This is a genomic window from Serratia sp. LS-1 (genome assembly GCF_003719595.1).
GTDB classification, from domain to species: Bacteria; Pseudomonadota; Gammaproteobacteria; order Enterobacterales; family Enterobacteriaceae; genus Serratia; species Serratia ureilytica.
This window is the reverse complement of the sequence record NZ_CP033504.1, coordinates 48,876-72,866: the sequence shown is the minus strand read 5'-3', so window position 1 is coordinate 72,866 and position 23,991 is coordinate 48,876. Positions and strand designations below refer to the sequence as shown.

19 protein-coding genes and 1 riboswitch are annotated in these 23,991 nt (G+C 62.4%); of the genes, 14 read left to right on the top strand and 5 right to left on the bottom strand.

Annotated elements, in window-relative coordinates; translation table 11 throughout:
- Positions 1–294 precede the first annotated feature (294 nt).
- Genes leuA through leuD form a run of 4 tightly spaced genes read left to right on the top strand, consistent with a single transcriptional unit; the run spans position 295 to position 4,977 of the window.
- The gene (gene leuA / locus EDY99_RS00305; RefSeq protein ID WP_033641848.1) at positions 295–1,869 is read left to right on the top strand and encodes a 2-isopropylmalate synthase; all 1,575 of its coding nucleotides are present in this window, start codon (positions 295–297) and stop codon (positions 1,867–1,869) included.
- A gap of 2 nt (positions 1,870–1,871) precedes the next feature.
- Positions 1,872–2,963, top strand: coding sequence for a 3-isopropylmalate dehydrogenase (gene leuB / locus EDY99_RS00300; RefSeq protein WP_025159635.1), 1,092 nt, complete (start codon positions 1,872–1,874; stop codon positions 2,961–2,963).
- A gap of 1 nt (position 2,964) precedes the next feature.
- On the top strand, positions 2,965–4,365 hold the full coding sequence (leuC, locus tag EDY99_RS00295; protein WP_033651676.1) for a 3-isopropylmalate dehydratase large subunit: 1,401 nt from the start codon (positions 2,965–2,967) through the stop codon (positions 4,363–4,365).
- Between the two features lie 9 nt (positions 4,366–4,374).
- Positions 4,375–4,977 carry a 3-isopropylmalate dehydratase small subunit gene (leuD, locus tag EDY99_RS00290; RefSeq protein WP_025159634.1) on the top strand — a complete coding sequence of 201 codons (603 nt, stop codon included), beginning with the start codon at positions 4,375–4,377 and terminating at the stop codon, positions 4,975–4,977.
- A 37-nt stretch (positions 4,978–5,014) separates the two neighbouring features.
- Here leuD and EDY99_RS00285 read toward each other — a convergent pair whose 3' ends face one another.
- The 3 genes from EDY99_RS00285 to sgrT form a co-directional block, all read right to left on the bottom strand.
- Positions 5,015–6,487 carry a DASS family sodium-coupled anion symporter gene (locus EDY99_RS00285; protein WP_033641846.1) on the bottom strand — a complete coding sequence of 491 codons (1,473 nt, stop codon included), beginning with the start codon at positions 6,485–6,487 and terminating at the stop codon, positions 5,015–5,017.
- Positions 6,488–6,631: 144 nt separating this feature from the next.
- Positions 6,632–7,828: an MFS transporter gene (locus tag EDY99_RS00280; RefSeq protein WP_042783681.1), complete on the bottom strand. Its 1,197-nt coding sequence runs from the start codon at positions 7,826–7,828 to the stop codon at positions 6,632–6,634.
- A gap of 156 nt (positions 7,829–7,984) precedes the next feature.
- Complete coding sequence (sgrT, locus tag EDY99_RS00275; RefSeq protein ID WP_071883530.1) at positions 7,985–8,158, bottom strand: glucose uptake inhibitor SgrT; 174 nt, start codon at positions 8,156–8,158, stop codon at positions 7,985–7,987.
- A gap of 90 nt (positions 8,159–8,248) precedes the next feature.
- Between sgrT and sgrR the strand changes: the two genes are divergently transcribed.
- From sgrR to ilvN, 7 genes are all read left to right on the top strand, one after another.
- Positions 8,249–9,910 (top strand): HTH-type transcriptional regulator SgrR, encoded by a 1,662-nt coding sequence (gene sgrR, locus EDY99_RS00270; protein ID WP_033641844.1) that lies wholly within the window; start codon positions 8,249–8,251, stop codon positions 9,908–9,910.
- Between the two features lie 37 nt (positions 9,911–9,947).
- Positions 9,948–10,066: riboswitch (TPP riboswitch) on the top strand.
- Between the two features lie 57 nt (positions 10,067–10,123).
- Positions 10,124–11,110: a thiamine ABC transporter substrate binding subunit gene (gene thiB / locus EDY99_RS00265; protein WP_042783680.1), complete on the top strand. Its 987-nt coding sequence runs from the start codon at positions 10,124–10,126 to the stop codon at positions 11,108–11,110.
- Positions 11,086–12,693 carry a thiamine/thiamine pyrophosphate ABC transporter permease ThiP gene (thiP, locus tag EDY99_RS00260; protein WP_096242809.1) on the top strand — a complete coding sequence of 536 codons (1,608 nt, stop codon included), beginning with the start codon at positions 11,086–11,088 and terminating at the stop codon, positions 12,691–12,693. The genes thiB and thiP overlap by 25 nt, the downstream gene beginning before the upstream one ends.
- On the top strand, positions 12,680–13,384 hold the full coding sequence (gene thiQ, locus EDY99_RS00255; protein WP_046688226.1) for a thiamine ABC transporter ATP-binding protein ThiQ: 705 nt from the start codon (positions 12,680–12,682) through the stop codon (positions 13,382–13,384). Before thiP ends, thiQ begins: the two co-directional genes overlap by 14 nt.
- Positions 13,385–13,472: 88 nt before the next feature.
- Positions 13,473–13,586, top strand: coding sequence for an ilvB operon leader peptide IvbL (ivbL, locus tag EDY99_RS00250; RefSeq protein WP_154747116.1), 114 nt, complete (start codon positions 13,473–13,475; stop codon positions 13,584–13,586).
- Between the two features lie 111 nt (positions 13,587–13,697).
- Positions 13,698–15,392, top strand: a complete 1,695-nt coding sequence (ilvB, locus tag EDY99_RS00245) for an acetolactate synthase large subunit (protein WP_123061383.1) — start codon at positions 13,698–13,700, stop codon at positions 15,390–15,392.
- A 3-nt stretch (positions 15,393–15,395) separates the two neighbouring features.
- Positions 15,396–15,689, top strand: a complete 294-nt coding sequence (ilvN, locus tag EDY99_RS00240; protein ID WP_033641839.1) for an acetolactate synthase small subunit — start codon at positions 15,396–15,398, stop codon at positions 15,687–15,689.
- 27 nt (positions 15,690–15,716) lie between these two features.
- Here ilvN and EDY99_RS00235 read toward each other — a convergent pair whose 3' ends face one another.
- Entirely contained in the window at positions 15,717–16,487 is a 771-nt protein-coding gene (locus tag EDY99_RS00235) for a DedA family protein (protein WP_123061382.1), read from the bottom strand.
- A gap of 214 nt (positions 16,488–16,701) precedes the next feature.
- Between EDY99_RS00235 and EDY99_RS00230 the strand changes: the two genes are divergently transcribed.
- From EDY99_RS00230 to rluA, 3 genes are all read left to right on the top strand, one after another.
- Entirely contained in the window at positions 16,702–19,068 is a 2,367-nt protein-coding gene (locus EDY99_RS00230) for a DNA polymerase II (RefSeq protein WP_123061381.1), read from the top strand.
- 247 nt (positions 19,069–19,315) lie between these two features.
- Positions 19,316–22,222, top strand: coding sequence for an RNA polymerase-associated protein RapA (rapA, locus tag EDY99_RS00225; RefSeq protein ID WP_103101746.1), 2,907 nt, complete (start codon positions 19,316–19,318; stop codon positions 22,220–22,222).
- 57 nt (positions 22,223–22,279) lie between these two features.
- Entirely contained in the window at positions 22,280–22,930 is a 651-nt protein-coding gene (gene rluA / locus EDY99_RS00220) for a bifunctional tRNA pseudouridine(32) synthase/23S rRNA pseudouridine(746) synthase RluA (protein WP_033641835.1), read from the top strand.
- Positions 22,931–23,073: 143 nt separating this feature from the next.
- Here the strand turns inward: rluA and djlA are convergent, their stop codons facing one another.
- The gene (djlA, locus tag EDY99_RS00215; RefSeq protein WP_025301546.1) at positions 23,074–23,895 is read right to left on the bottom strand and encodes a co-chaperone DjlA; all 822 of its coding nucleotides are present in this window, start codon (positions 23,893–23,895) and stop codon (positions 23,074–23,076) included.
- Positions 23,896–23,991 lie beyond the last annotated feature (96 nt).

Sequence of the window (23,991 nt, the reverse complement as noted above, 5' to 3'; positions counted from 1 at the left end):
GATCCTCTGTTTGGACGCATAGCCGGTGCATTGTCCCCGCATTCAATCAGGTGTTGACATCGCCAGGCCAATCACGTATCAAATTAGGCAGACACCCAATTTAAGAGAAGCTGAACCATTATGATCCGTACTCACCGTCTACTAGGCCTACTACTCAACGCATCTTGTTTGCGCGGTATGCCTGTGGACGAAGTTCGGAGCTGACTCAGCCGATCACCCATAAGAAACCCGCGCTACTGCGCGGGTTTTTTTTTGCCCGCTTAGCGTGAAATCAACACGATAAGGAATGCACCGATGAGCCAACAAGTCATTATTTTCGATACCACGCTGCGTGATGGCGAACAGGCATTGCAGGCCAGCCTGAGCGTAAAAGAGAAGATTCAGATTGCGCTGGCGCTGGAAAGAATGGGCGTTGACGTGATGGAAGTCGGCTTCCCGGTCTCTTCGCCGGGCGATTTCGAATCGGTGCAAACCATCGCTCGCCAGATCAAGAACAGTCGCGTCTGCGGCCTGGCCCGCTGCGTGGACAAAGACATCGACGTGGCCGCCGAAGCGTTGCGCGTCGCTGAAGCGTTCCGTATCCACGTGTTCCTGGCCACCTCCACCCTGCACATCGAATCGAAGCTGAAGCGCTCGTTCGACGAAGTGTTGGAGATGGCAGTGCGCTCGGTCAAACGCGCCCGCAACTATACCGACGACGTGGAATTCTCCTGCGAAGACGCCGGCCGCACGCCGATCGACAATCTGTGCCGCGTGGTCGAAGCCGCCATCAACGCCGGCGCCACCACCATCAATATTCCGGATACCGTCGGCTACACCACGCCAAACCAGTTCGGCGGCATCATCACCACCTTGTATGACCGCGTGCCGAACATCGACAAAGCCATCATCTCCGTACACTGCCACGACGATTTGGGCATGGCAGTCGGCAACTCCATTGCCGCGGTCCAGGCCGGCGCCCGTCAGGTGGAAGGCACCCTGAACGGCATCGGTGAGCGCGCCGGCAACTGTTCGCTGGAAGAGGTGATCATGGCGATTAAGGTGCGCCAGGACATCATGAACGTGCACACCAACATCAATCATCAGGAAATCTTCCGCACCAGCCAGATCGTCAGCCAGCTGTGCAACATGCCGATCCCGGCCAACAAGGCGATCGTCGGCGCCAACGCCTTCGCCCACTCCTCCGGCATTCACCAGGACGGCGTGCTGAAGAACCGCGAAAACTACGAAATCATGACCCCGCAGTCGATCGGCCTGAAAGACGTGCAGTTGAACCTGACTTCCCGCTCCGGCCGCGCGGCGGTGAAACACCGCATGGAAGAGATGGGCTACCAGGAGCAGGACTACAACCTGGATACCCTGTACGCCGCCTTCCTGAAGCTGGCCGACAAAAAAGGCCAGGTGTTCGACTATGACCTGGAGGCGCTGGCCTTCATCAACAAACAACAGGAAGAACCGGAACACTTCAGCCTGGGTTACTTCAGCGTGCAGTCCGGCAGCAGCATCATGGCCACCGCCTCGGTGAAACTGATCTGCGGCGGCGAAGAGAAAGCCGAAGCCGCCACCGGCAACGGCCCGGTCGATGCGGTCTATCAGGCGATCAATCGCATCACCGATTACCCGATCGAACTGGTGAAGTACCAGTTGACCGCCAAAGGCCATGGGCGCGATGCGCTGGGCCAGGTGGATATCGTCGTCTCTTATAACGGCCGTCGTTTCCATGGCGTGGGTCTGGCGACCGACATCGTCGAATCCTCCGCCAAGGCGATGGTGCACGTGTTGAACAATATTTGGCGCTCACAGCAGGTAGAAAAAGAAAAACAGCGTCTGCAGCAAAACAAACATCAAAATAATCAGGAAACGGTGTGAACATGACGAAGACTTATCACATTGCCGTCTTGCCCGGAGACGGTATCGGCCCGGAAGTAATGGCTCAGGCGCGCAAAGTGTTGGACGCGGTGCGTCAACGCTTTGACATTCGCATCACCACCGCCGAGTACGACGTCGGCGGCATCGCCATCGATCGCCACGGCAGCCCGTTGCCGGCGGCGACCGTCGCCGGCTGCGAGCAGGCCGACGCCATCCTGTTCGGTTCGGTGGGCGGCCCGAAATGGGAACACCTGCCGCCGGCCGAGCAGCCGGAACGCGGCGCGCTGTTGCCACTGCGCAAGCACTTCAAACTGTTCAGCAACCTGCGCCCGGCCCGCCTGTATCAAGGGTTGGAGGCGTTCTGCCCGCTGCGCGCCGATATCGCCGCCCGCGGCTTCGACATTCTGTGCGTGCGCGAACTGACCGGCGGCATCTATTTCGGCCAGCCGAAGGGCCGCGAAGGCCAGGGCATGCAGGAGCGCGCCTTCGACACCGAGGTGTATCACCGTTTCGAGATTGAACGCATCGCGCGCATCGCCTTCGAATCCGCCCGCAAGCGCCGCCACAAGGTGACGTCGATCGACAAGGCCAACGTGCTGCAAAGCTCCATCTTGTGGCGTGAAGTGGTCAATCAGGTCGCCAAGGATTACCCGGACGTGTCGCTGTCGCACATGTATATCGACAACGCCACCATGCAGCTGATCAAGGATCCGTCCCAGTTCGACGTGCTGCTGTGTTCCAACCTGTTCGGCGACATCCTGTCCGACGAGTGCGCGATGATCACCGGCTCGATGGGCATGCTGCCGTCCGCCAGCCTGAACGAGCAAGGCTTCGGCCTGTACGAACCGGCGGGCGGTTCCGCGCCGGATATCGCCGGCAAAGGCATCGCCAACCCGATTGCGCAGATCCTGTCCGCCACCCTGCTGCTGCGTTACAGCCTGGGCGCCGATGAAGCGGCCGACGCCGTAGAGCGCGCCATCAACCAGGCGTTGGAACAGGGCTACCGCACCGCCGATCTGGCCGGTGACGGCAAAGCCGTCAGCACCGATGAAATGGGCGACATCATCGCTCGCTTTGTAGCTCAGGGGGCATAACATGGCCAAGACCTTATACCAGAAATTGTACGACGCCCACGTGGTGCACGAAGCGCCGAACGAGACGCCGTTGCTGTATATCGACCGTCACCTGGTGCACGAAGTCACGTCGCCGCAGGCGTTCGACGGCCTGCGCGCCATGGGCCGCAAGGTGCGCCAGCCCGGCAAAACCTTCGCCACCATGGATCACAACGTGTCGACCCAGACCAAGGACATCAACGCCAGCGGCGAGATGGCTCGCATCCAGATGCAGGAGCTGATCAAGAACTGCGCGGAATTCGGCGTTTCACTGTATGACCTGAACCACCCGTTCCAGGGCATCGTGCACGTGATCGGGCCGGAGCAAGGCATGACGCTGCCGGGCATGACCATCGTCTGCGGCGATTCACACACCGCGACCCACGGCGCCTTCGGCTCGCTGGCGTTCGGCATCGGCACCTCCGAAGTGGAGCACGTGCTGGCGACCCAGACCCTGAAGCAGGGCCGGGCCAAAACCATGAAGATTGAGGTCACCGGCGATGCCGCCGAGGGCATTACCGCCAAAGACATCGTGCTGGCGGTAATCGGCAAAACCGGCAGCGCCGGTGGCACCGGCCACGTGGTGGAGTTCTGCGGCAAGGCGATCGAGGCATTGAGCATGGAAGGCCGCATGACCCTGTGCAACATGGCGATCGAAATGGGCGCCAAAGCCGGGTTGGTCGCGCCGGACGACACCACCTTCGCCTACCTGAAGGGGCGTCAGTTCGCGCCGACCGGTGAAAACTGGGAGCAGGCGGTCGCTTACTGGCGCACTCTGAAGTCCGACGCCGACGCCCAGTTCGATACCGTGGTGACGCTGCGCGCCGAAGAGATCGCGCCGCAGGTCACCTGGGGCACCAACCCTGGCCAGGTGATCGCCGTCAATCAGGCGATCCCGGCGCCGGAATCGTTTAACGATCCGGTTGAGCGCGCCTCCGCCGAGAAAGCGCTGGCCTACATGGATTTGAAGCCGGGCATCAAATTGACCGAAGTGCCGATCGACAAAGTGTTCATCGGTTCCTGCACCAACTCGCGCATCGAAGATCTGCGCGCGGCGGCGGCGATCGCCAAGGGGCGCAAGGTCGCCAACGGCGTGCAGGCCATCGTGGTGCCGGGCTCCGGCCCGGTGAAGGCCCAGGCGGAAGCCGAAGGGTTGGACAAAATCTTTATTGAAGCCGGTTTCGAATGGCGCTTGCCGGGTTGCTCGATGTGCCTGGCGATGAACAACGACCGTCTGAATCCGGGCGAGCGCTGCGCGTCCACCAGCAACCGCAACTTCGAAGGGCGCCAGGGCCGCGGTGGGCGCACCCACCTGGTCAGCCCGGCGATGGCCGCCGCGGCCGCCGTCGCCGGTCACTTCGCTGACATCCGTGATATTCACTAAGGGGCTAACGTGGCTAAATTTACTCAACATACCGGCTTAGTGGTGCCTTTGGATGCGGCCAACGTCGACACCGACGCCATTATTCCCAAGCAGTTTTTACAGAAGGTGACCCGTACCGGTTTCGGCCAGCACCTGTTCAACGACTGGCGCTTCCTCGACGATGCCGGCCAGCAACCCAACCCGGAGTTCGTGCTGAACAAACCGCGCTATAAAGGCGCCAGCATCCTGTTGGCGCGGGAGAACTTCGGCTGCGGCTCCTCGCGCGAACACGCCCCTTGGGCGCTGACCGACTACGGTTTCAAAGTGGTGATCGCGCCGAGCTTCGCCGATATCTTCTACGGCAACTCGTTTAACAACCAGCTGTTGCCGGTCACGCTGAGCGAGCAGCAGGTGGATGAGCTGTTCAAACTGGTTGACGCCAACGAGGGTACGGAGTTCGTGGTGGATCTGGAGAACCAGACGGTCAACGCCGGTGGCAAAAGCTATCCGTTCGAAATAGACAGCTTCCGCCGCCACTGCATGATCAACGGGCTGGACAGCATCGGCCTGACGCTGCAGCATGAAGCGGACATCTCCCGCTACGAAGCGCAGCAGCCGGCGTTTCTGAATTAATCCCCTTCACCCGCCGCCCGGCGGGTGAATTTTTTCCTCACCAGTAGCCCAGCAGCTTCCACCATGCGCCACCGATCACTATCCAGATCAGTAGGTTAACCACGCTCATCACCAACCCCGCTTTCCACCACTCCCCCAACGTCACATAGCCGGAGCCAAAGATGATCGGCGCGGTGCCGGTCCCGTAATGCGTCAGCGACATCATCAGCGAAGAAGAGAACGCCAGGATCAGGCCCAGCAGCGCCGGCGGCGCGCCGAGCGCGATGCCGGCAGCGAAGAAGGCGGCGAACATCGCCGTTACGTGTGCGGTGGTGCTGGCGAAGAAATAGTGAGAATACAGATAAATGATGGTCAGCAAGATCGTGCCGCCCACCCAGCTCATGCCCATATGGTCGATGCCGTTGCCGACGGTCTGCGACAGCCAGCCGATCAGCCCCAGCTTGCCGAGGAAACTGGCCATCATCACCAGCGCCGAGAACCACACGACGGTATCCCAGGCCCCTTTATGCTTCAGCACATCCTCCCAGCTCAGCACCCCGGTAGCCAGCAGCACCGCCAGGCCGATCAGCGCCGCGGTGGTAGGATTGACCGCCAGCGCCGGGCCGAAAATCATCGCCGGAATGCCGGCCCACAGCACCAACAGCAGCGCGAACACCGCGAGAGTAATTTTCTCCGGCAGCGTCACCGGCCCCAGCGCCTGCAGCTTTTCGCAGGCGAAACGCGGCGCGTCCGGGGTGCTTTTCACCTCCGGCGGGTACAGCAGATAAATGACCAGCGGCATCACGATCAGCGAACACAGCCCCGGCACCAGGGCGGCGATCGCCCACATCGACCAGGACAGTTCGAAGCTGCCGTGGGTGCCTTTGGCGATCAGGCTGACAATCAGCGGGTTAGGCGCCGTGGCGGTGATAAACATCGCCGAGGTGACCGGGTTAATGTTGTAGTTCACCAGCGACAGATAGCGGCCGATCTTGCCGGAGGTATTGAGCTCGGGTTTGGAACCAAAGCTGTCGGCGATCGATTTCATGATCGGGTGAATGATGCCGCCGCCGCGCGCGGTGTTGCTCGGCGTCACCGGCGCCAGGGTGGTTTCCGCCAACGTCAATGCGTAGGCGATGCCGAGCGTTTTTTTACCGAACAGCGAGATAAAGTAGTAGCCGATGCGCGCGCCCAGCCCGGTTTTGTTCAGGCTGAGGGAGATCATGATAGAAAAGCCGATCAGCCAGATCAGCTGGTTGGAAAAACCGCTGAGCGCGTCGTCCAGCGCGGCGCCCGGCTTGCCGGGATTGGTGACGCCGGTCACCGCCACCAGGGCGATGGCAATCACCGAGACTGCGCCGATCGGCATCGCCTTGCCGATGATGGCGATGATGGTGCCGATAAACAGCGCCAGCAGCTGCCAGGCGTTGGGCGCAACGCCCTCCGGCACGGGAATGAGGAACCAGATGATCAGCGTGGCGGCAAGGGCGCACAGGGAAGGAAGCGGTTTGAGCGGTGTGAGTTTATCCATAACGTTCCCACTGTTCTAAACAACAAGGCGGCATCTCAATAGCGAGACGGGCGTGGACGCAACGATCGCGCTCCATATGCCTTCAGCTTGGGCGTCCGCTTCAGCCTTCTCAATGACTTGCATCAAGAATGCCGTCGTTTGACCTCACACTTCACGCACTTTGGCGCTCATCCAGAGCGCCGCCAGCGCCAGCAGCGCCGCCATCCAATACACCGAGCCATGACCGAGGTTCTCCACCAGCGCGCCCTGCAGCACCCCGGCCAGGATCACCCCGGTCGAGATGCTGTTGGTGAACAGCGTGGTGGCGGCGCCCGGTCGGCCCGGCATCAAATCTTGAAAATAGAGCATGCCGATACCGGCGACGATGCCGATAAACACCGCGTTGAGCAGCTGCAATGCGATCAGGGTCGGCTTGGTCGCCAGCACCGTCAGCCCGAGGTAAAACAGCACGCCCGCCGCCACCGCCAGCAGCATCATGTTGCGCTTGCCGAAACGTTTGACGTAGTAACCGGCCAGCAGCATCGCCGGGATCTCCAGCCCGGCAGCGGTGCCCATCAGCACCCCGGCCAGCCCCTCAGGCAGGCCGAGATCGGCGGTAATATACAGCGGCATGTCGATGATATACATGGTGTTGCAGGTCCACATCAGCATCGAGGCGATGAACAGCAGACGCACGTCGCGATTGCGCCAGGCGCTGGCGGGCGCAATCGGCGCGGAAGCGCCGTCCCGCAGCCCGTCGCCGTCCGCCGCGCGCGGCACCGAAGGCAGCATGAACCCGACCAGCAGCACGCAGATGGCGAAGGTGGCGGCGGCGATCAGGAACATCACGGTAAAGCCGTAATTCAGCGCCAGCGCAAACGACAGCGGCGGGCCTATCACCCACGCCAGCGAAAGCTGGGCGCGCATCACCGAACTGAACATCACCACTTCACGCGCCTCGCTGTCGGCGTATTCCCGCGCCAGCGCGAAGATCTGCGGCATGGCGGTGTTGGCAACGGCGGACATCAACACCCCGGCGGTGATCAGCGTCATGTAGTCGCGGTTGAAAGCGAACAGCAGGCAGTTGCCGACCGCCATCAGGCAGCACAGCAGGATCAGCCTGCGCCGATCGCCGCGGGTGTCGGAACGTTTGGCCAGCAGGAAGCTGACGACGATGCCGGCCACCGCGTTGGCGGTGTAAAACAACCCGACCCACAGCGGCCGCACCTTAACTTCGGTGGTCAGAAACAGGCTGAGCGTCGGCGTCAGCAACGCGCCGGCGATGCCGGAGAGAAAAGCGATCAGCAGGAAGGCGGCAAAGATGGGGTTGATGCGCAGTGATAACCGTCTCAGGCGTTCCATATCCTCTTCCCTGATCCCAAAGCAGAAGCAAAAACCTTAGGTCACGGCGAGGAAAATGCAAGTCCATCGCCCTAACCGCAAATAAAAAAACCAGTGGGGCGACCCACTGGCTGGTGAAACAGCACCATTACTCAGAAACTTTTATGCCGCAGCGCCTTACAGGTGCTCGCGATACTGCTTGTCGCTCATCTCTTTGATATCCCATTGCGTCAGGTGCGCCAATATTGCCAGCCGCGCCTGCTCGGGCACCACGCTCAGCCAGTCGGCGTGCTGCCGACGCACCGCGCTGAAATAGCGCTGATAGAACGATTTGGATAAGAAAGCTTTCATGATTACGCCCTCCCCTTTCATTGATGAAAATTATCGGCGTAATATAGGGAAAGAAAAATTGACGAGTTGAGACAGGAGTGTTCCTCTTTTATGTCCACGTCCAGATTGCAGCAGCAGTTCATCCGTCTGTGGCAACGCTGCCACGGTGAAACCACCGACACCACGCTGCAGGCACTGGCGGAGGCGCTGAGCTGCTCGCGGCGCCACGTGCGCTCCCTGTTGAGCGCCATGCAGCGGGAGGGCTGGCTCACCTGGCAGGCGGAGTCGGGACGCGGCAAGCGTTCGCGGCTAACCTTTCATTACACCGGCCTGGCGCTGCAGCAACAGCGGGCCGAGGAGCTGCTGGAGCAGGATCGCATCGATCAGTTGGTGCAGCTGGTGGGCGACAAAAACGTGGTGCGCCAAATGCTGCTGTCGCAGCTGGGGCGCAGCTTCCGTCAGGGGAAACATATCCTGCGGGTGCTCTACTATCGGCAGTTGTACAACCTGCTGCCCGGCTCGGCGCTGCGGCGTTCCGAGACCCATTTGGCGCGTCAGATCTTCAACGGCCTGACGCGCATAAATGAGGAAAACGGGGAACTCGAATCCGATCTGTCCCACCATTGGCAGGCGCTGACGCCGCTGCACTGGCGGTTTTACCTGCGCCCGGCGATCCATTTTCATCATGGCCGCGAGCTGGAGATGGCGGACGTCATCAGCTCGCTTTCGCGTCTGACCTCGCAACCGCTGTTCTCGCATATCGAAAGCGTCACCTCGCCGACGCCGTTCGTTGTCGACGTGCATCTGCGCAGCCCCGACCACTGGTTACCCTGGCTGCTGGGCAGCGTGCACGCCATGATCCTGCCGCGCGAATGGCGCGATCTGCCGGACTTCACCCGCCATCCGATCGGCACCGGCCCCTACCGCGTGGTGCGCAACCTTCCCAGCCAGATGAAGATCCACGCCTTCGATGACTATTTCGGCTACCGGGCGCTGATCGATGAGGTCAACATCTGGGTGCTGCCGGAATTCTCCGAAGAACTGGTGCACTCCGGCGTACAGCTGCAGGGCGATGAAACCGGCAACAGCGAGCTGGAAAGCCGGCTGGAAGAAGGCTGCTACTTCCTGCTGTTCGATCAGCGCTCTCCCTTGGCGGCCGATCCCGCCATGCGCAGCTGGCTGTGCGAATTGATCAACCCCATTTCGCTGCTGAGCCACGCCGGGCCGCTCTACCAGCGCTATTGGTCGCCGGCGTACGGCCTGCTGCCGCGCTGGCACCACAACCGCGCGCTGGCGCAGCAGCCCAAACCGGCGGGGCTGACCGAACTGACGCTGACTCACTTCAATGAGCATTCGGAGTTCCACGCCATCCGCCAGGCGATCGAGCCGCTGCTGGCGCAGCACGGCATCCGCCTGATCGTGCAAAGCGTGGATTACGCGACCTGGCACCAGGGCGACGCGCGCAGCGATCTGTGGCTCGGCAGCGCCAACTTCTATCTGCCGCTGGAGTTTTCGCTGTTCGCCACGCTGTACGAGCTGCCGCTGATGCAGCATTGCATGAGCGAGGACCTGGCGCAGGATGCGGCGCTGTGGCGCGCCAACCGTCTGCCGCTGGCGGAGTTCTGCCAGCGCCTGGTCAGCAATCACCAACTGCATCCGCTGTTCCACCACTGGCTGCAGTTGCACGGCCAGCGCAGCATGCGCGGCGTGCGAATGAACACCCTCGGCTGGTTCGACTTCAAGTCAGCCTGGTTTGCCCCGCCGGAGGCATAAGCGCCTTTCGCCCGGGTCGGTTAATCTTTACAATAGCGCCGTCTCAACGGGGTGCGGAGAGTCGGGCCGCGTGATAAGCCCGATTTTCCGCTGAGAGCACACCCGTCGAACCTGATCCGGTCAATACCGGCGGAGGGATTTGAGCCCAGCGAACCGGCGACGCCGCCTCGCCCCCTCAGATGCCCTTGCCCCCTTATTTTTCAGGAGTGCAACGTGGTCAAAAAATATCTGCCCTGCTTATTGCTGCTGTGCGCCGCACCGGTGTTCGCCAAGCCGACGCTGACGGTTTACACCTACGATTCCTTCGCCGCCGACTGGGGCCCAGGCCCGGCGGTGAAAAAAGCCTTCGAAGCCGAGTGCGACTGTGAGCTGAAGTTCGTGGCGCTGGAAGACGGCGTCTCACTGCTGAACCGCCTGCGCATGGAAGGCAAGAACAGCGCCGCCGACGTGGTGCTGGGGCTGGACAACAACCTGCTGCAGGCGGCGCAGCAAACCGGCCTGTTCGCGCCGAGCGGCGTGGACACCGCCAAACTGACGGTGCCGGGCGGCTGGCAGGACGCGACCTTCGTGCCTTACGACTACGGGTATTTCGCCTTCGTCTACGACAAGGAAAAACTGAAGAACCCGCCGAAAAGCCTGCAGGAGCTGGTCAGCAGCGATCGTGACTGGAAGGTGATCTACGAAGATCCGCGCACCAGCACGCCGGGCCTCGGCCTGCTGCTGTGGATGCAAAAAGTGTATGGCGACAAGGCGCCGGCCGCCTGGCAGCAGCTGGCGAAAAAGACCGTGACCGTCACCAAAGGCTGGAGCGAAGCCTACGGCCTGTTCCTGAAAGGCGAAGGCGATCTGGTGCTCAGCTACACCACCTCCCCCGCCTATCATCTGATCGCCGAGAAAAAAGACCGCTACGCCGCCGCCACGTTCAGCGAAGGCCACTACCTGCAGGTGGAAGTGGCCGGCAAACTGAAGGCCGCCAAACAGCCTGAGCTGGCGGAGCGTTTCATGCAGTTCATGGTGACGCCGGCGTTCCAGAACACCATCCCGACCGGCAACTGGATGTACCCGGTGATCAACACCCCGCTGCCCGTCGGCTTTGAACAGATGAACGTGCCGCATACCGCGCTGCAATACAGCGCCGAAGAGGTGGCCACACAACGCGGCGGCTGGATCCGGGCATGGCAAACCGCCGTCAGCCGCTGATCCCCCGCTGGCTCTGGCCGGGGCTGCTGGCCGCCGGCATGATCCTGCTGGTCGCCGCGCTGGCGATGGGCTCGCTGTGGCGTCACGCGCCGGACAGCGACTGGCGCGACCTGTGGCAGGACAGCTACCTGTGGCACGTGGTGCGCTTCACTTTCCTGCAGGCGCTGCTGTCGGCGCTGATTTCGGTGCTGCCCGCCATTCTGCTGGCGCGCGCGCTCTATCGCCGCCGTTTCCCCGGCCGGCAGTTGCTGCTGCGACTGTGCGCCATGACGCTGGTGCTGCCGGTGCTGGTGGCGGTGTTCGGCCTGCTCAGCGTCTATGGGCGCCAGGGCTGGCTGGCGACGCTGTGCGGCTGGCTGGGCGTCGAGTATGATTTCTCGCCCTACGGGCTGCAGGGCATTCTGCTGGCGCACCTGTTCTTTAACCTGCCGCTGGCTACCCGCCTGTTGCTGCAGGCGCTGGAGAATATTCCGGTGGAACAGCGCCAGCTGGCCGCCCAGCTGGGCATGAACGGCTGGCAGCAGTTCCGCTTCGTCGAATGGCCGGCGCTGCGCCGCCAAATCCTGCCGAGCGGCGCGCTGATCTTCATGCTGTGCTTCGCCAGCTTCGCCACCGTGCTGTCACTGGGCGGCGGGCCGCAGGCCACCACCATCGAGCTGGCGATCTACCAGGCGCTGAGTTACGACTACGATCTGGGCCGCGCCGCCCTGCTGGCGCTGATCCAACTGGGCTGTTGTCTGGGGCTGGTGCTGATCAGCCAACGCCTGAGCCAGGCATTGCCGGTAGGGCATACCCACGCCCAGCGCTGGCGCAACCCGGAAGACAGCCTGTGGCGGCGCATCAGCGATTTTCTGCTGATCGCCGCCGCGCTGCTGCTGCTGCTGCCGCCTCTGCTGGCGGTGATCGCCGACGGCGCCAATCAGGCTATCATCAGCGTGCTGCGCCAGCCGGTGCTGTGGCAGGCGTTGTTCACGTCGCTGCGCATCGCCCTTGGCGCCGGAGCGCTGTGCGTGGCGCTCACGATGATGCTGCTGTGGAGCAGCCGCGAGCTGAAACTGCGGCAGCAGCTGCGCGGCGGCCAAGCGCTGGAGCTGAGCGGCATGGTGATCCTGGCGATGCCGGGCATCGTGCTGGCCACCGGGTTCTTCCTGCTGCTGAACGATACGATCGGGTTGCCGCAGTCGCCCTATGCGCTGGTGATCCTCACCAATGCGCTGATGGCGGTGCCCTATGCGCTGAAGGTGTTGGAGAACCCGATGCGCGACCTCGCCGAACGTTACAACCCGCTGTGCCTGTCGCTGGATATCCGCGGCTGGCGACGGCTGCGGCTGATTGAACTGCGCGCCCTGCGCCGCCCGCTGGCGCAGGCGCTGGCCTTCGCCTGCGTGCTGTCGATCGGCGATTTCGGCGTGGTCGCCTTGTTTGGCAACGAGCATTTCCGTACCCTGCCTTTTTACCTGTATCAGCAGATTGGCGCCTACCGCAGCCAGGACGGAGCGGTGACCGCGCTGCTGTTGCTGCTGCTGTGCTTCCTGCTGTTTACCCTGATTGAACGCTTACCGGGCCGCCATGCTGACGCTTGAAAAACTGACCTATCTGTATGAACACCTGCCGATGCGCTTTGATTTGCGCATCCAGCCGGGCGAGCGCGTCGCGGTGCTCGGCCCCAGCGGCGCCGGTAAAAGCACCCTGCTGAGCCTGATCGCCGGTTTTCTGCCGGCGGCCAGCGGCCGGCTGCTGCTGAACGGCGAAGACCACACCGCCACGCCGCCGGCCAAACGGCCGGTGTCGATGCTGTTTCAGGAAAACAACCTGTTCGCGCACCTGACGGTGGCGCAGAACATCGGGTTGGGGTTGGATCCCGGTCTGCGCTTGACTGCGCAGCAGCGTCAACAGCGAGAACACATCGCCCGTCAGGTCGGCCTGGAAGAACACCTGGATCGCCTGCCGGCGCAGCTTTCCGGCGGTCAGCGTCAGCGCGCCGCGCTGGCGCGCTGTTTGATTCGCCGGCGGCCGATCCTGCTGCTCGACGAACCCTTCTCGGCGCTCGATCCGGCGCTGCGCAACGAGATGCTGCAGCTGCTGCAGACGGTGTGCGAACAGCGCGACCTGACGCTGCTGATGGTGTCGCACAACCTCGACGACGCCGCGCGCATCGCGCCGCGCACGCTGCTGGTGGTCGACGGCCGCATCTACTACGACGGCCCGACGCAGGCCCTGCTGGACGGCAGCGCACCGGAAGCGCGCGTGCTGGGCATTTCGGGTAAAGCGTGATCTGACGCGCGTTTTTTATGCTGCGCCAATAAACCTGTTGTGCGAATTTTGCGCCTGTGTTTTTATAAAAACCTGACTTTTTTTACTGATGATAAGGTTCCCTGTGATCGCATCCTCGCTGACTTCGACCCTACTAGTTACCGCGCTACCAGCCGCGGTGGTCGTCGTGCGTGTGGTGGTGGTCGTCGGCAATGCGCCGTAGGGTCCGAATCAACGCATCGATTCCCAAACCCCGCCGGCGCAAACCGGGCGGGGTTTCTTGTTTTAGCACCCTGCCCAGAAAAGCTCACCGGCCTTGAGAAAGGACAGGAACATGGCAACTTCGGGCACGCCTCAACCGAGTACCCGCTTCACCGGCGCACAATTGATCGTTCATCTGCTGGAGCGTCAGGGCATCACCACCGTCGCCGGCATCCCTGGCGGCGCCGCGCTGCCGCTGTATGACGCGCTGAGCCAAAGCACCCGCATTCACCACGTGCTGGCGCGCCACGAACAGGGCGCGGGCTTTATGGCGCAAGGCATGGCGCGCGCCAACGGCAAAGCGGCGGTGTGCATCGCCTCCAGCGGGCCGGGCGCCACCAACCTGGTCACCGCCATCGCCGACGCCAAGCTCGACTCCATTCCGCTGGTGTGCATCACCGGGCAGGTGCCTTCCTCGATGATCGGCACCGACGCCTTCCAGGAAGTGGACACCTACGGCATTTCCATCCCGATCACCAAGCACAACCATCTGGTGCGCGATATCCGCGAGCTGCCGCAGGTGATTGGCGACGCGTTCCGCATCGCCGAGTCCGGCCGCCCCGGCCCGGTCTGGATCGATGTGCCGAAAGACGTGCAGACCGCCACCATCACCCTGGAAGAGTTGTCGCCAATCGCCGTGCCGGACGCCGCCCCGAGCTTCGATCCGGCGCTGGTTTCGCAGGCCGCCGCGATGATCAATCAGGCGAAACGCCCCATCCTCTACCTGGGCGGCGGCATCATCTGCGCCGACGCCCACCGGCAGGCGCTGGAGCTGGCCGAGCGCGCCGGTCTGCCCACCACCATGACGCTGATGGCGCTGGGCGCGATGCCGGTGGAACACCCGCTGTCGCTGGGCATGCTGGGCATGCACGCCGCGCGCAGCACCAACTTCATTCTGCAGGAGGCCGATCTGCTGATCGTGCTGGGCGCGCGCTTCGACGATCGGGCGATCGGTAAAACCGAGCAGTTCTGCCCTAACGCCGCCATCATTCATGTGGATATCGACCGCGCCGAGCTGGGCAAGGTCAAACAGGCCAACGTGGCGATCCATGCCGACGTCGGCCAGGTGCTGCAACAGCTGCTGCCGCAGATCGACACGCAGCCGCGCAGCACGTGGCTGAACACCGTCAACGATCTGAAGCGCGAATTCCCGTTCAACATGCCGAACGCCGACGATCCGCTGAGCCATTACGGCCTGGTGCTGGCCGCCGCGCGCTGCGTGGACGACAGCGCCATCATCACCACCGACGTGGGTCAGCATCAGATGTGGGTAGCGCAGGCCTATCCGCTGAGCCGGCCGCGCCAGTGGCTGACGTCGGGCGGCCTGGGCACCATGGGCTTCGGTCTGCCGGCGGCGATCGGCGCGGCGTTGGCGGAGCCCGAACGTAAAGTGCTGTGCTTCTCCGGCGACGGCAGCCTGATGATGAACATTCAGGAAATGGCCACCGCGGTCGAGCACGATCTGGACGTGAAAATCATTTTGATGAACAACCAGGCGCTGGGGCTGGTGCACCAGCAGCAAACCCTGTTCTACCAACAGCGCATCTTCGCCGCCGCCTATCCGAAGCGTACCGACTTCCTGAAAATCGCCGCCGGATTCGGGCTGGATACCTGCGATCTGAACGCCGCGGAAGATCCTCAGGCGGCACTGGCTGAGGCGATCCAGCGCCCGGGTCCCTGCCTGATCCACGCGCTGATCGATATCAACGAAAAAGTGTTCCCGATGGTGCCGCCGGGCGCCGCCAACATCGACATGATTGGAGAATAAGCCATGCTGCAACCACAAGATAAACCACAGGTGATCCTGGAGCTGGCGGTGCGCAACCATCCCGGCGTGATGTCGCACGTTTGCGGGCTGTTCGCCCGCCGCGCGTTCAACGTCGAAGGCATTCTGTGTCTGCCGTTGAAAGACGGCCAACAGAGCCGCATTTGGCTATTGGTCGCCGACGATCAGCGGCTGGAACAAATGATAAGCCAGGTGGAAAAGCTGGAAGACGTGCTGCGGGTGAAGCGCCACAGCGAAGACGTGCGGGTATTTGAACAGCTGGAAGCGTTCTTCCAGTAAGGTGAACGGGGGCTAATGCCCCCGCAATCATTGCCCGGACAGCACCTGCCACAACAGATGCCGGTACACCGGCATCAGCGGCTGTTGGCTCAGCAAATAGCCGACCGCCAACGCCGCCAGCCAACTCAATCCGCACACCACGCGCAGCCGCAGCGGCGTCAGCCAACGGCTCAGCCGATCGGCGCTGCGCTTGCCCTCACGCCACCAGCGCCAGCTCAGCCACACCGCCAGCCAGAGGGTGAGCGCCGCGGCGAGCAGCAACCACTTGAACATCGCGCTGTTGGCGCCGGCGGGAATGTCGATCGCCACGCCCGCCAGGATGCCGGGGAAAAAATAGACCGGCGGCCAGGTCAGGCAGCCGATGATGTTCGGCAAGGCAAACTTGTACGGCGGCAGATCGAGCATGCCGGCCACCATCGGCACCAGCGGGCGCGTCGGGCCAACGAAGCGGCCGATCAGAACGGTCGCCATGCTGTGCTGGTGCAAGGCGTGTTCGGTTTTGTCGAGCAGCGCTTTGTTCTTCTTCAGGAACGACCAGCGGTGCAAGGGCCCTTTGAAGGCGCGGCCGACGAAATAGGAGATCCAGTCGCCGAGCAGGCAGCCGACGATCCCCGCCACCCAGGCGTAGTAGAAGTCCACCTTGCCGCTGCCGATCAGGGCGCCGATGCTGGCCATCATCACCGTGCCGGGCAGCAGCAGCCCTACCAGCGCCAGCGACTCGAGAAAAGCGACCAGCAGGACGACCATCAGGGTGAAAGCCAGTGACTGGGTGATCAAATCTTGTAAATAGGCTTCCATTACACCTCTGCGGATTATTCGGCCAAACGGGGCGAAGGATTTTCCAGTGCCGCCGCAGACGAGTCAATCGATGAATTGTATGCGTATTTGGCAACGCCGCGCGGCAATGGACAATCACTGTATAAAAACCCATACTATAATTTATCTATATTAGCGCCAAAACCGACATCTCGCTGAATGTCGCGCACGCCGCCCGGCGGAAGACGAAGGGGTTATGACAGCACTGCAACAGGGTTTCCTGCTCACTCGCCACTGGCGCGACACGCCCGCCGGCACCGAGGTCGAATTTTGGCTGGCGACCGACGCGGGCCCGCGTCAACTGCGCTTGTCGCCGCAAACCTCGGTGGCGTTTATCCCCGCCGAACAAAAGCCGCGCGCGGAACTGCTGCTGCGGGAAGAACGGCAAGTCGAACTGAAACCGCTGGCGCTGACGGATTTTCATCACCGCCCGATGCTGGGGCTGTACTGCCGCCAGCACCGTCAGCTCATCAAGCTGGAAAAACTGCTGCGGGAAGGCGGCGTTACGGTCTACGAGGCCGACATTCGCCCGCCCGAGCGCTACCTGATGGAACGCTTCATCACCGCGCCGGTGTGGTTCAACGGCCAGGGCGACGGCAATGGGCCGTTGCTCAGCGGCCAAATGAAGCCGGCGCCGGAGTACCGCCCAACGCTAAAACTGGTGTCGCTGGATATCGAAACCACCGCCCACGGCGAGCTTTACTCCATCGCGCTGGAAGGCTGCGGCCAGCGGCAGGTCTACATGCTGGGGCCGGCCAACGGCGGCGATGAGCCGCTGGATTTCGATCTGGAATACTGCGCCAGCCGCCCTCAACTGCTGGAACGGCTGAACGCGTGGCTGGAACGTCACGATCCCGACGCCATCATCGGCTGGAACCTGGTGCAGTTCGATCTGCGGGTGCTGCAAAAGCACGCCGAGCGCTACCAAATCCCGCTGCGGCTGGGGCGCGGCGGCAACCTGCTGGAATGGCGCGAGCATGGTTTCAAGCAGAATCACTTTTTCGCCGCCGCCGCCGGCCGCCTGATCATCGACGGCATCGAGGCGCTGAAATCCGCCACCTGGAATTTTCCCTCCTTCAGCCTGGAATACGTTTCGCAGGCGCTGCTGGGTGAAGGCAAGGCGATCGACAACCCTTATCAGCGCATGGCGGAGATCGACCGGCGCTTCGCCGAAGACAAGCCGGCGCTGGCCCGCTACAACCTGAAGGACTGCGAGCTGGTGACGCGGATTTTCGCCAAGGCCGACCTGCTCAACTTCCTGCTGGAACGCGCCACCGTCACCGGGCTGGCGGCCGATCGCAGCGGCGGATCGGTGGCGGCCTTCAGCCACCTCTATATGCCGCGCATGCATCGCCTGGGCTTTGTCGCCCCCAACCTCGGCGAACAGCCGGAGGAACACAGCCCTGGCGGCTTTGTGATGGATTCCCGGCCCGGCCTGTACGACTCGGTGCTGGTGCTGGACTATAAAAGTCTGTACCCGTCGATCATCCGCACCTTCTTGATCGATCCGGTCGGGTTGGTGGAAGGCATGCGCCACCCCAGCGACGCCGACTCGGTGCCCGGCTTTCGCAACGCCCGCTTCTCGCGCAGCAAACACTGCCTGCCGGCGATCGTCGAACAGATATGGCAGGGGCGCGAGGCCGCCAAGCGCCAGCACAACAAGCCCCTGTCGCAGGCGTTGAAGATCATCATGAACGCACTTTACGGCGTGCTGGGATCGAGCGGCTGCCGCTTCTTCGATCCGCGGCTGGCGTCGTCGATCACCCTGCGCGGCCACGAGATCATGCGCCAAACCCGCGAGCTGATCGAAGCCGAAGGCTATCAGGTGATTTACGGCGACACCGACTCCACCTTCGTCTGGCTGAAACAGCCGCATGACGAGCAACAGGCGGCGCAGATCGGCCGGGCGCTGATGCAACGGGTCAACGCCTGGTGGCAGCAGCATCTGCAGCAGCAGTTCGGGCTGGAGAACGCGCTGGAGCTGGAGTTCGAAACCCACTATTCCCGCTTCCTGATGCCGACCATTCGCGGCGCCGAGCAGGGCAGCAAGAAACGCTACGCCGGCCTGATCGCGCGCGCCGACGGCCAGGAAGAGATGGTGTACAAAGGCCTGGAAACGGTGCGCACCGACTGGACGCCGCTGGCGCAGCAGTTCCAGCAGCAGCTCTATCAGCGCATCTTCAAACAACAGCCCTACCAGGACTATGTGCGTGACTACGTCGGCAAGACCCTGAACGGCGACTTCGACGATCAATTGGTGTACCGCAAACGGCTGCGCAGAAAGCTCGACGACTATCAGCGCAACGTGCCGCCGCACGCCCGCGCCGCGCGCATCGCCGACGACTACAACCGCAGCCAGGGGCGGCCGCTGCAGTATCAGAACGGCGGCTGGATCAGCTACGTGATGACCGTCGCCGGGCCGGAACCGCTGGAAACCCGCCATTCGCCCATCGATTATCAGCACTACCTCGAACGTCAGCTGCAACCGGTGGCAGACGCTATACTCCCTTTCTTGCACGACGACTTCACCACGCTGGTCACCGGGCAGATGGGGCTGTTTTGAGATTGCGCCAGGTTAAGAAAAATCATCCGGTTTTGCAGGTGACGAACGCGCCGCCTTCCATTACCATAGCGCCCTTCCCAAAACTGAACCACGCTTAGCCCTGCCGTCTAGCGACGTCTGCATGGCGTGAACGGCTATTGCCCGTCAAATTTAAAACAAACCGGGATTAACCGATGTTCAGTACAGGTGCCGCGGCCCTTCCCGCCCGGTAACAAGACTTACTTACAAAGAATCGAGCCGACAATATATGCCTTTTACTCTTGGTCAACGCTGGATCAGCGACACGGAAAGCGAATTAGGACTGGGCACCGTCGTGGCGCTGGATGCGCGCATGATTACCCTGCTTTTCCCCGCCACCGGTGAAAACCGCCTCTATGCCAGAAACGATTCGCCGATCACCCGCGTGATGTTCAACCCGGGCGATACCGTCAGCAGCCACGAGGGATGGCAGCTGCAGGTGGAAGAGGTGAAAGAGGAAAACGGTCTGTTGACCTATATCGGCACCCGCCTGGACACCCAGGAAAGCGGCGTGGCGATGCGCGAAGTGCTGCTGGACAGCAAACTGACCTTCAGCAAGCCGCAGGATCGCCTGTTCGCCGGCCAAATCGACCGCATGGATCGTTTCGCGCTGCGTTTTCGCGCCCGCAAATACCAGAGCGAGCAGTATCGCCTGCCGTTCGCCGGCCTGCGCGGCATGCGCGCCAGCCTGATCCCGCACCAGCTGCACATCGCTCATGAAGTCGGCCAGCGCCATGCGCCGCGCGTTCTGTTGGCGGACGAAGTCGGCCTCGGCAAAACCATCGAAGCCGGCATGATCATCCACCAGCAACTGCTGGCGGGCCGCGCCGAGCGCGTGCTGATCGTGGTGCCGGAAACGCTGCAGCACCAGTGGCTGGTGGAGATGATGCGCCGCTTCAACCTCTACTTCTCGCTGTTCGACGACAGCCGCTACGCCGAAGCCAAGCTCGACAGCAGCAACCCGTTCGAGACCGAACAGCTGGTGATCTGCTCGCTGGACTTCGTGCGCCGCAACAAGCAGCGCCTGGAAGAGCTGGCGGACGCCCAGTGGGATCTGCTGGTGGTCGATGAAGCGCACCACCTGGCCTGGAGCGAAGAAGCGCCGAGCCGCGAATATCAGGTAATCGAACAGCTGGCCGAGCATATCCCCGGCGTGCTGCTGCTGACCGCCACCCCGGAACAGCTGGGCCAACAGAGCCACTTTGCGCGCCTGCGCCTGCTCGATCCGAACCGTTTCCACGACTACGGCGAGTTCGTCGCCGAACAGCAGAAATACCGTCCGGTGGCCGACGCCGTCACCCTGCTGCTGAGCGGTGAACGCCTGGCCGACGACAAGCTGAACCTGCTGGGCGAGCTGATCGACGAGCAGGACATCGAACCGCTGCTCAAAGCGGCCAACAGCGAAGGCGACAACGCCGAGCAGGCGCGCCAGGAGCTGGTGGCCATGCTGATGGATCGCCACGGCACCAGCCGCGTGCTGTTCCGCAACACCCGCAACGGCGTGAAGGGCTTCCCGCACCGCAACCTGCACCAGATCAAGCTGCCGTTGCCAACCCAATATCAGACCGCGATCAAAGTGTCCGGCATCATGGGCGCCAAGAAATCCGTCGAAGCGCGCGCGCGCGACATGCTGTACCCGGAGCAGATCTATCAGGAATTCGAAGGCGAAAACGCCACCTGGTGGAACTTCGACCCGCGCGTCGAGTGGCTGCTGGATTACCTGCTGGCCAACCGCAACGAAAAGGTGCTGGTGATCTGCGCCAAGGCCGATACTGCGCTGCAGCTGGAGCAGGTGCTGCGCGAGCGTGAAGCGATCCGCGCCGCGGTGTTCCACGAAGGGCTGTCGATCATCGAGCGCGACCGCGCCGCCGCCTACTTCGCCTCCGAAGAGGAAGGCGCGCAGGTGCTGCTGTGTTCCGAGATCGGTTCCGAAGGCCGCAACTTCCAGTTCGCCAGCCAACTGGTGATGTTCGATTTGCCGTTCAACCCGGATCTGCTGGAACAGCGCATCGGCCGTCTGGACCGTATCGGCCAGATGCACGATATCCAAATCATGGTGCCTTACCTGGAGCACACCGCACAGGCGGTGCTGGGCCGCTGGTTCCACGAAGGGCTCGACGCCTTCGAACACACCTGCCCGACCGGCCGCACCATCTACGACAGCTGCTACGAGCAGTTGATCGGCTATCTGGCCGCGCCGACCGAGCAGGAAGGCCTGGACGAATTCATCCACGCCTGCCGCCAGCAGCATGACCAGTTGAAAGCGCAGCTGGAACAAGGCCGCGACCGTCTGCTGGAGATGCACTCCAACGGCGGCGACAAAGCCCAGGCGCTGGCCGCCGCCATCGCCGAGCAAGATAACGACATCAACCTGGTGGGCTTCGCGCTCAACCTGTTCGACATCGTCGGCATCAATCAGGAAGATCGCAGCGACAACCTGATCGTGCTCACGCCGTCCGACCATATGCTGGTGCCGGACTTCCCGGGCCTGCCGCAGGACGGCTGCACCGTCACCTTCGATCGCGATCAGGCGCTGTCGCGCGAAGACGCGCAGTTCGTCAGCTGGGAACACCCGATCATCCGCAACGGTCTGGATCTTATCCTGTCCGGCGATACCGGCAGCTGTGCGGTGTCCCTGTTGAAAAACAAAGCGTTGCCGGTCGGCACCTTGCTGGTTGAGCTGGTGTACGTGGTGGAAGCCCAGGCGCCGAAGCACCTGCAGCTGACCCGCTTCCTGCCGCCGACGCCGATCCGCATGCTGATGGACCGCAAGGGCACCAACCTGGCGGCGCAGGTCGAGTTCGAAAGCTTCAACCGCCAGTTGAACGCGGTCAACCGCCACACCTCCAGCAAGCTGGTCAACGCCGTGCAGCAAGACGTGCACGCCATGCTGCAGCAGGCGGAAAGCCTGGTGGAAGCGCAGGCACGCACGCTTATCGAACAGGCGAAGCAAGAGGCGGACGACAAGCTAAGCGCCGAGCTGGCGCGTCTGGAAGCGCTGAAGGCGGTCAACCCGAACATCCGCGACGACGAAGTCGAGACGCTGGAGTTCAATCGCCGTCAGGTGCTGGCCAACCTCAATGAAGCCGGCTGGCGTCTCGACGCCATTCGTCTGGTGGTGGTCACCCACCAGTAACCGGCGCGACGCGGGGAGGTGGTTGCCTCCCCGTTCGGCCCTTTTCGCGGAGCCAAGATGGAACCCTACAATCCCCCGCAGGACCCGCTGCACATCCTGTATCAGGATGAACACATCATGGTGGTCAACAAGCCCAGCGGCTTGCTGTCGGTGCCCGGCCGCGCGCCGGAAAACAAAGACAGCCTGATGACCCGCATTCAGGCCGATCATCCGGCCGCCGAATCGGTGCACCGGCTGGATATGGCCACCAGCGGGGTGATCGTGGTGGCGCTCAACAAGGCCGCCGAGCGTGAGCTGAAGCGTCAGTTCCGCGAACGCGAACCGAAGAAATCTTATATCGCCCGCGTTTGGGGGCATATGGCGCATGACGAAGGGTTGGTGGATTTGCCGCTGATCTGCGACTGGCCGAACCGGCCGCTGCAAAAGGTGTGTTTTGACACCGGCAAAGCGGCGCAGACGGAATATCTGGTGCTGTCGCGCGACGCCGACGGCAGCACCCGCGTGAAGCTGACGCCGATCACCGGCCGCTCGCATCAGCTGCGGGTGCACATGCTGGCGCTGGGACACCCGATCCTCGGCGACGGTTTCTACGCCCCGCCGGAAGCCAAAGCGATGGCGCCGCGGCTGCAGCTGCATGCGCAAGAGCTGCGCATCACCCACCCCGCCTTCCAGACGCCGATGCACTTTCGCGCCGAGCCGGATTTCTGAGCTCATCACCCTGAGATACCCTAAATAATTCGAGTTGCAGGAAGGCGGCAACTAAGCGCAGCCCCGGGAGCGTACAAAAAGTACGTGACCGGGGTAAGCGCGGGCAGCCAACACACCTGCAGCTCGAAGTATGACGGGTATCGTTATTTAAAACCTTTCTCGCGTTTGATCAGGTCGTACGCCGCCTGGATCTCCTGCGCTTTCTGCTTGGCCATTTCCATCATCTCCGGCGGCAAGCCTTTCGCCACCAGCTTATCCGGATGGTGTTCGCTCATCAGCTTGCGGTAGGCGCGTTTGATGGTGGCGGCATCGTCGCTGCTGCGCACGCCGAGCACCTTGCACGCATCGTCGAGCGTCGGGCCGCGCTGAGCCTGCTGATAACCGCCTTGCGAATACCCGCCCTGCTGACCGCCGCCGAACTGACGCCCGCCCTCCATCATGCTGAGGAACTGATCGAACTGCGCGCGCGAAATGCCCAGCTCTTCGGCGATGACATACAGCACCTGACGTTCGTTCGGGTGCAGCGAGCCGTCGGCGAACGCCGCCTGAATCTGAATTTCCAGAAACATCCGAATCAGATCGAAGCGGCCGAAACAGATGCTGCGGAACTGCTGCAGCGTCTCACGCAGCGGGAACTGGCTCTGTTTGCCCTCGCGGAACGCCTGCTGTGCCGCAGTGCGGGCTTCGCCGTGCAGCTGCAGGCGATCCATGAACAGGCTGGCGATCTGGATATCCGCCTCGGTGACGCGTCCTTTGGATTTGGTCAGGTGGCCCATAACCTGAAAAGTGGTGCGGAAAAACAGCGTTTGCCGCGTTTGCTGGTCGGTGAAAAACCCCCGGCTGCGCTTGTTGCTGCGCGCCGTATCGATCATATGACCGATAATCAGCCCCAGAACTACACCCCAGAATCCCGCGCCAGACCAGATGGCGACGATGACGCCGAGCAGTTTTCCCCAATACTGCATATACTCCTCAATTATCATGCCGAAAGCCGCCCGCTCTCCTCCGTTTCAGGAAAGGGCGCAGGCGATTTTTCCTAGAATTTGGATTATCATACCTGT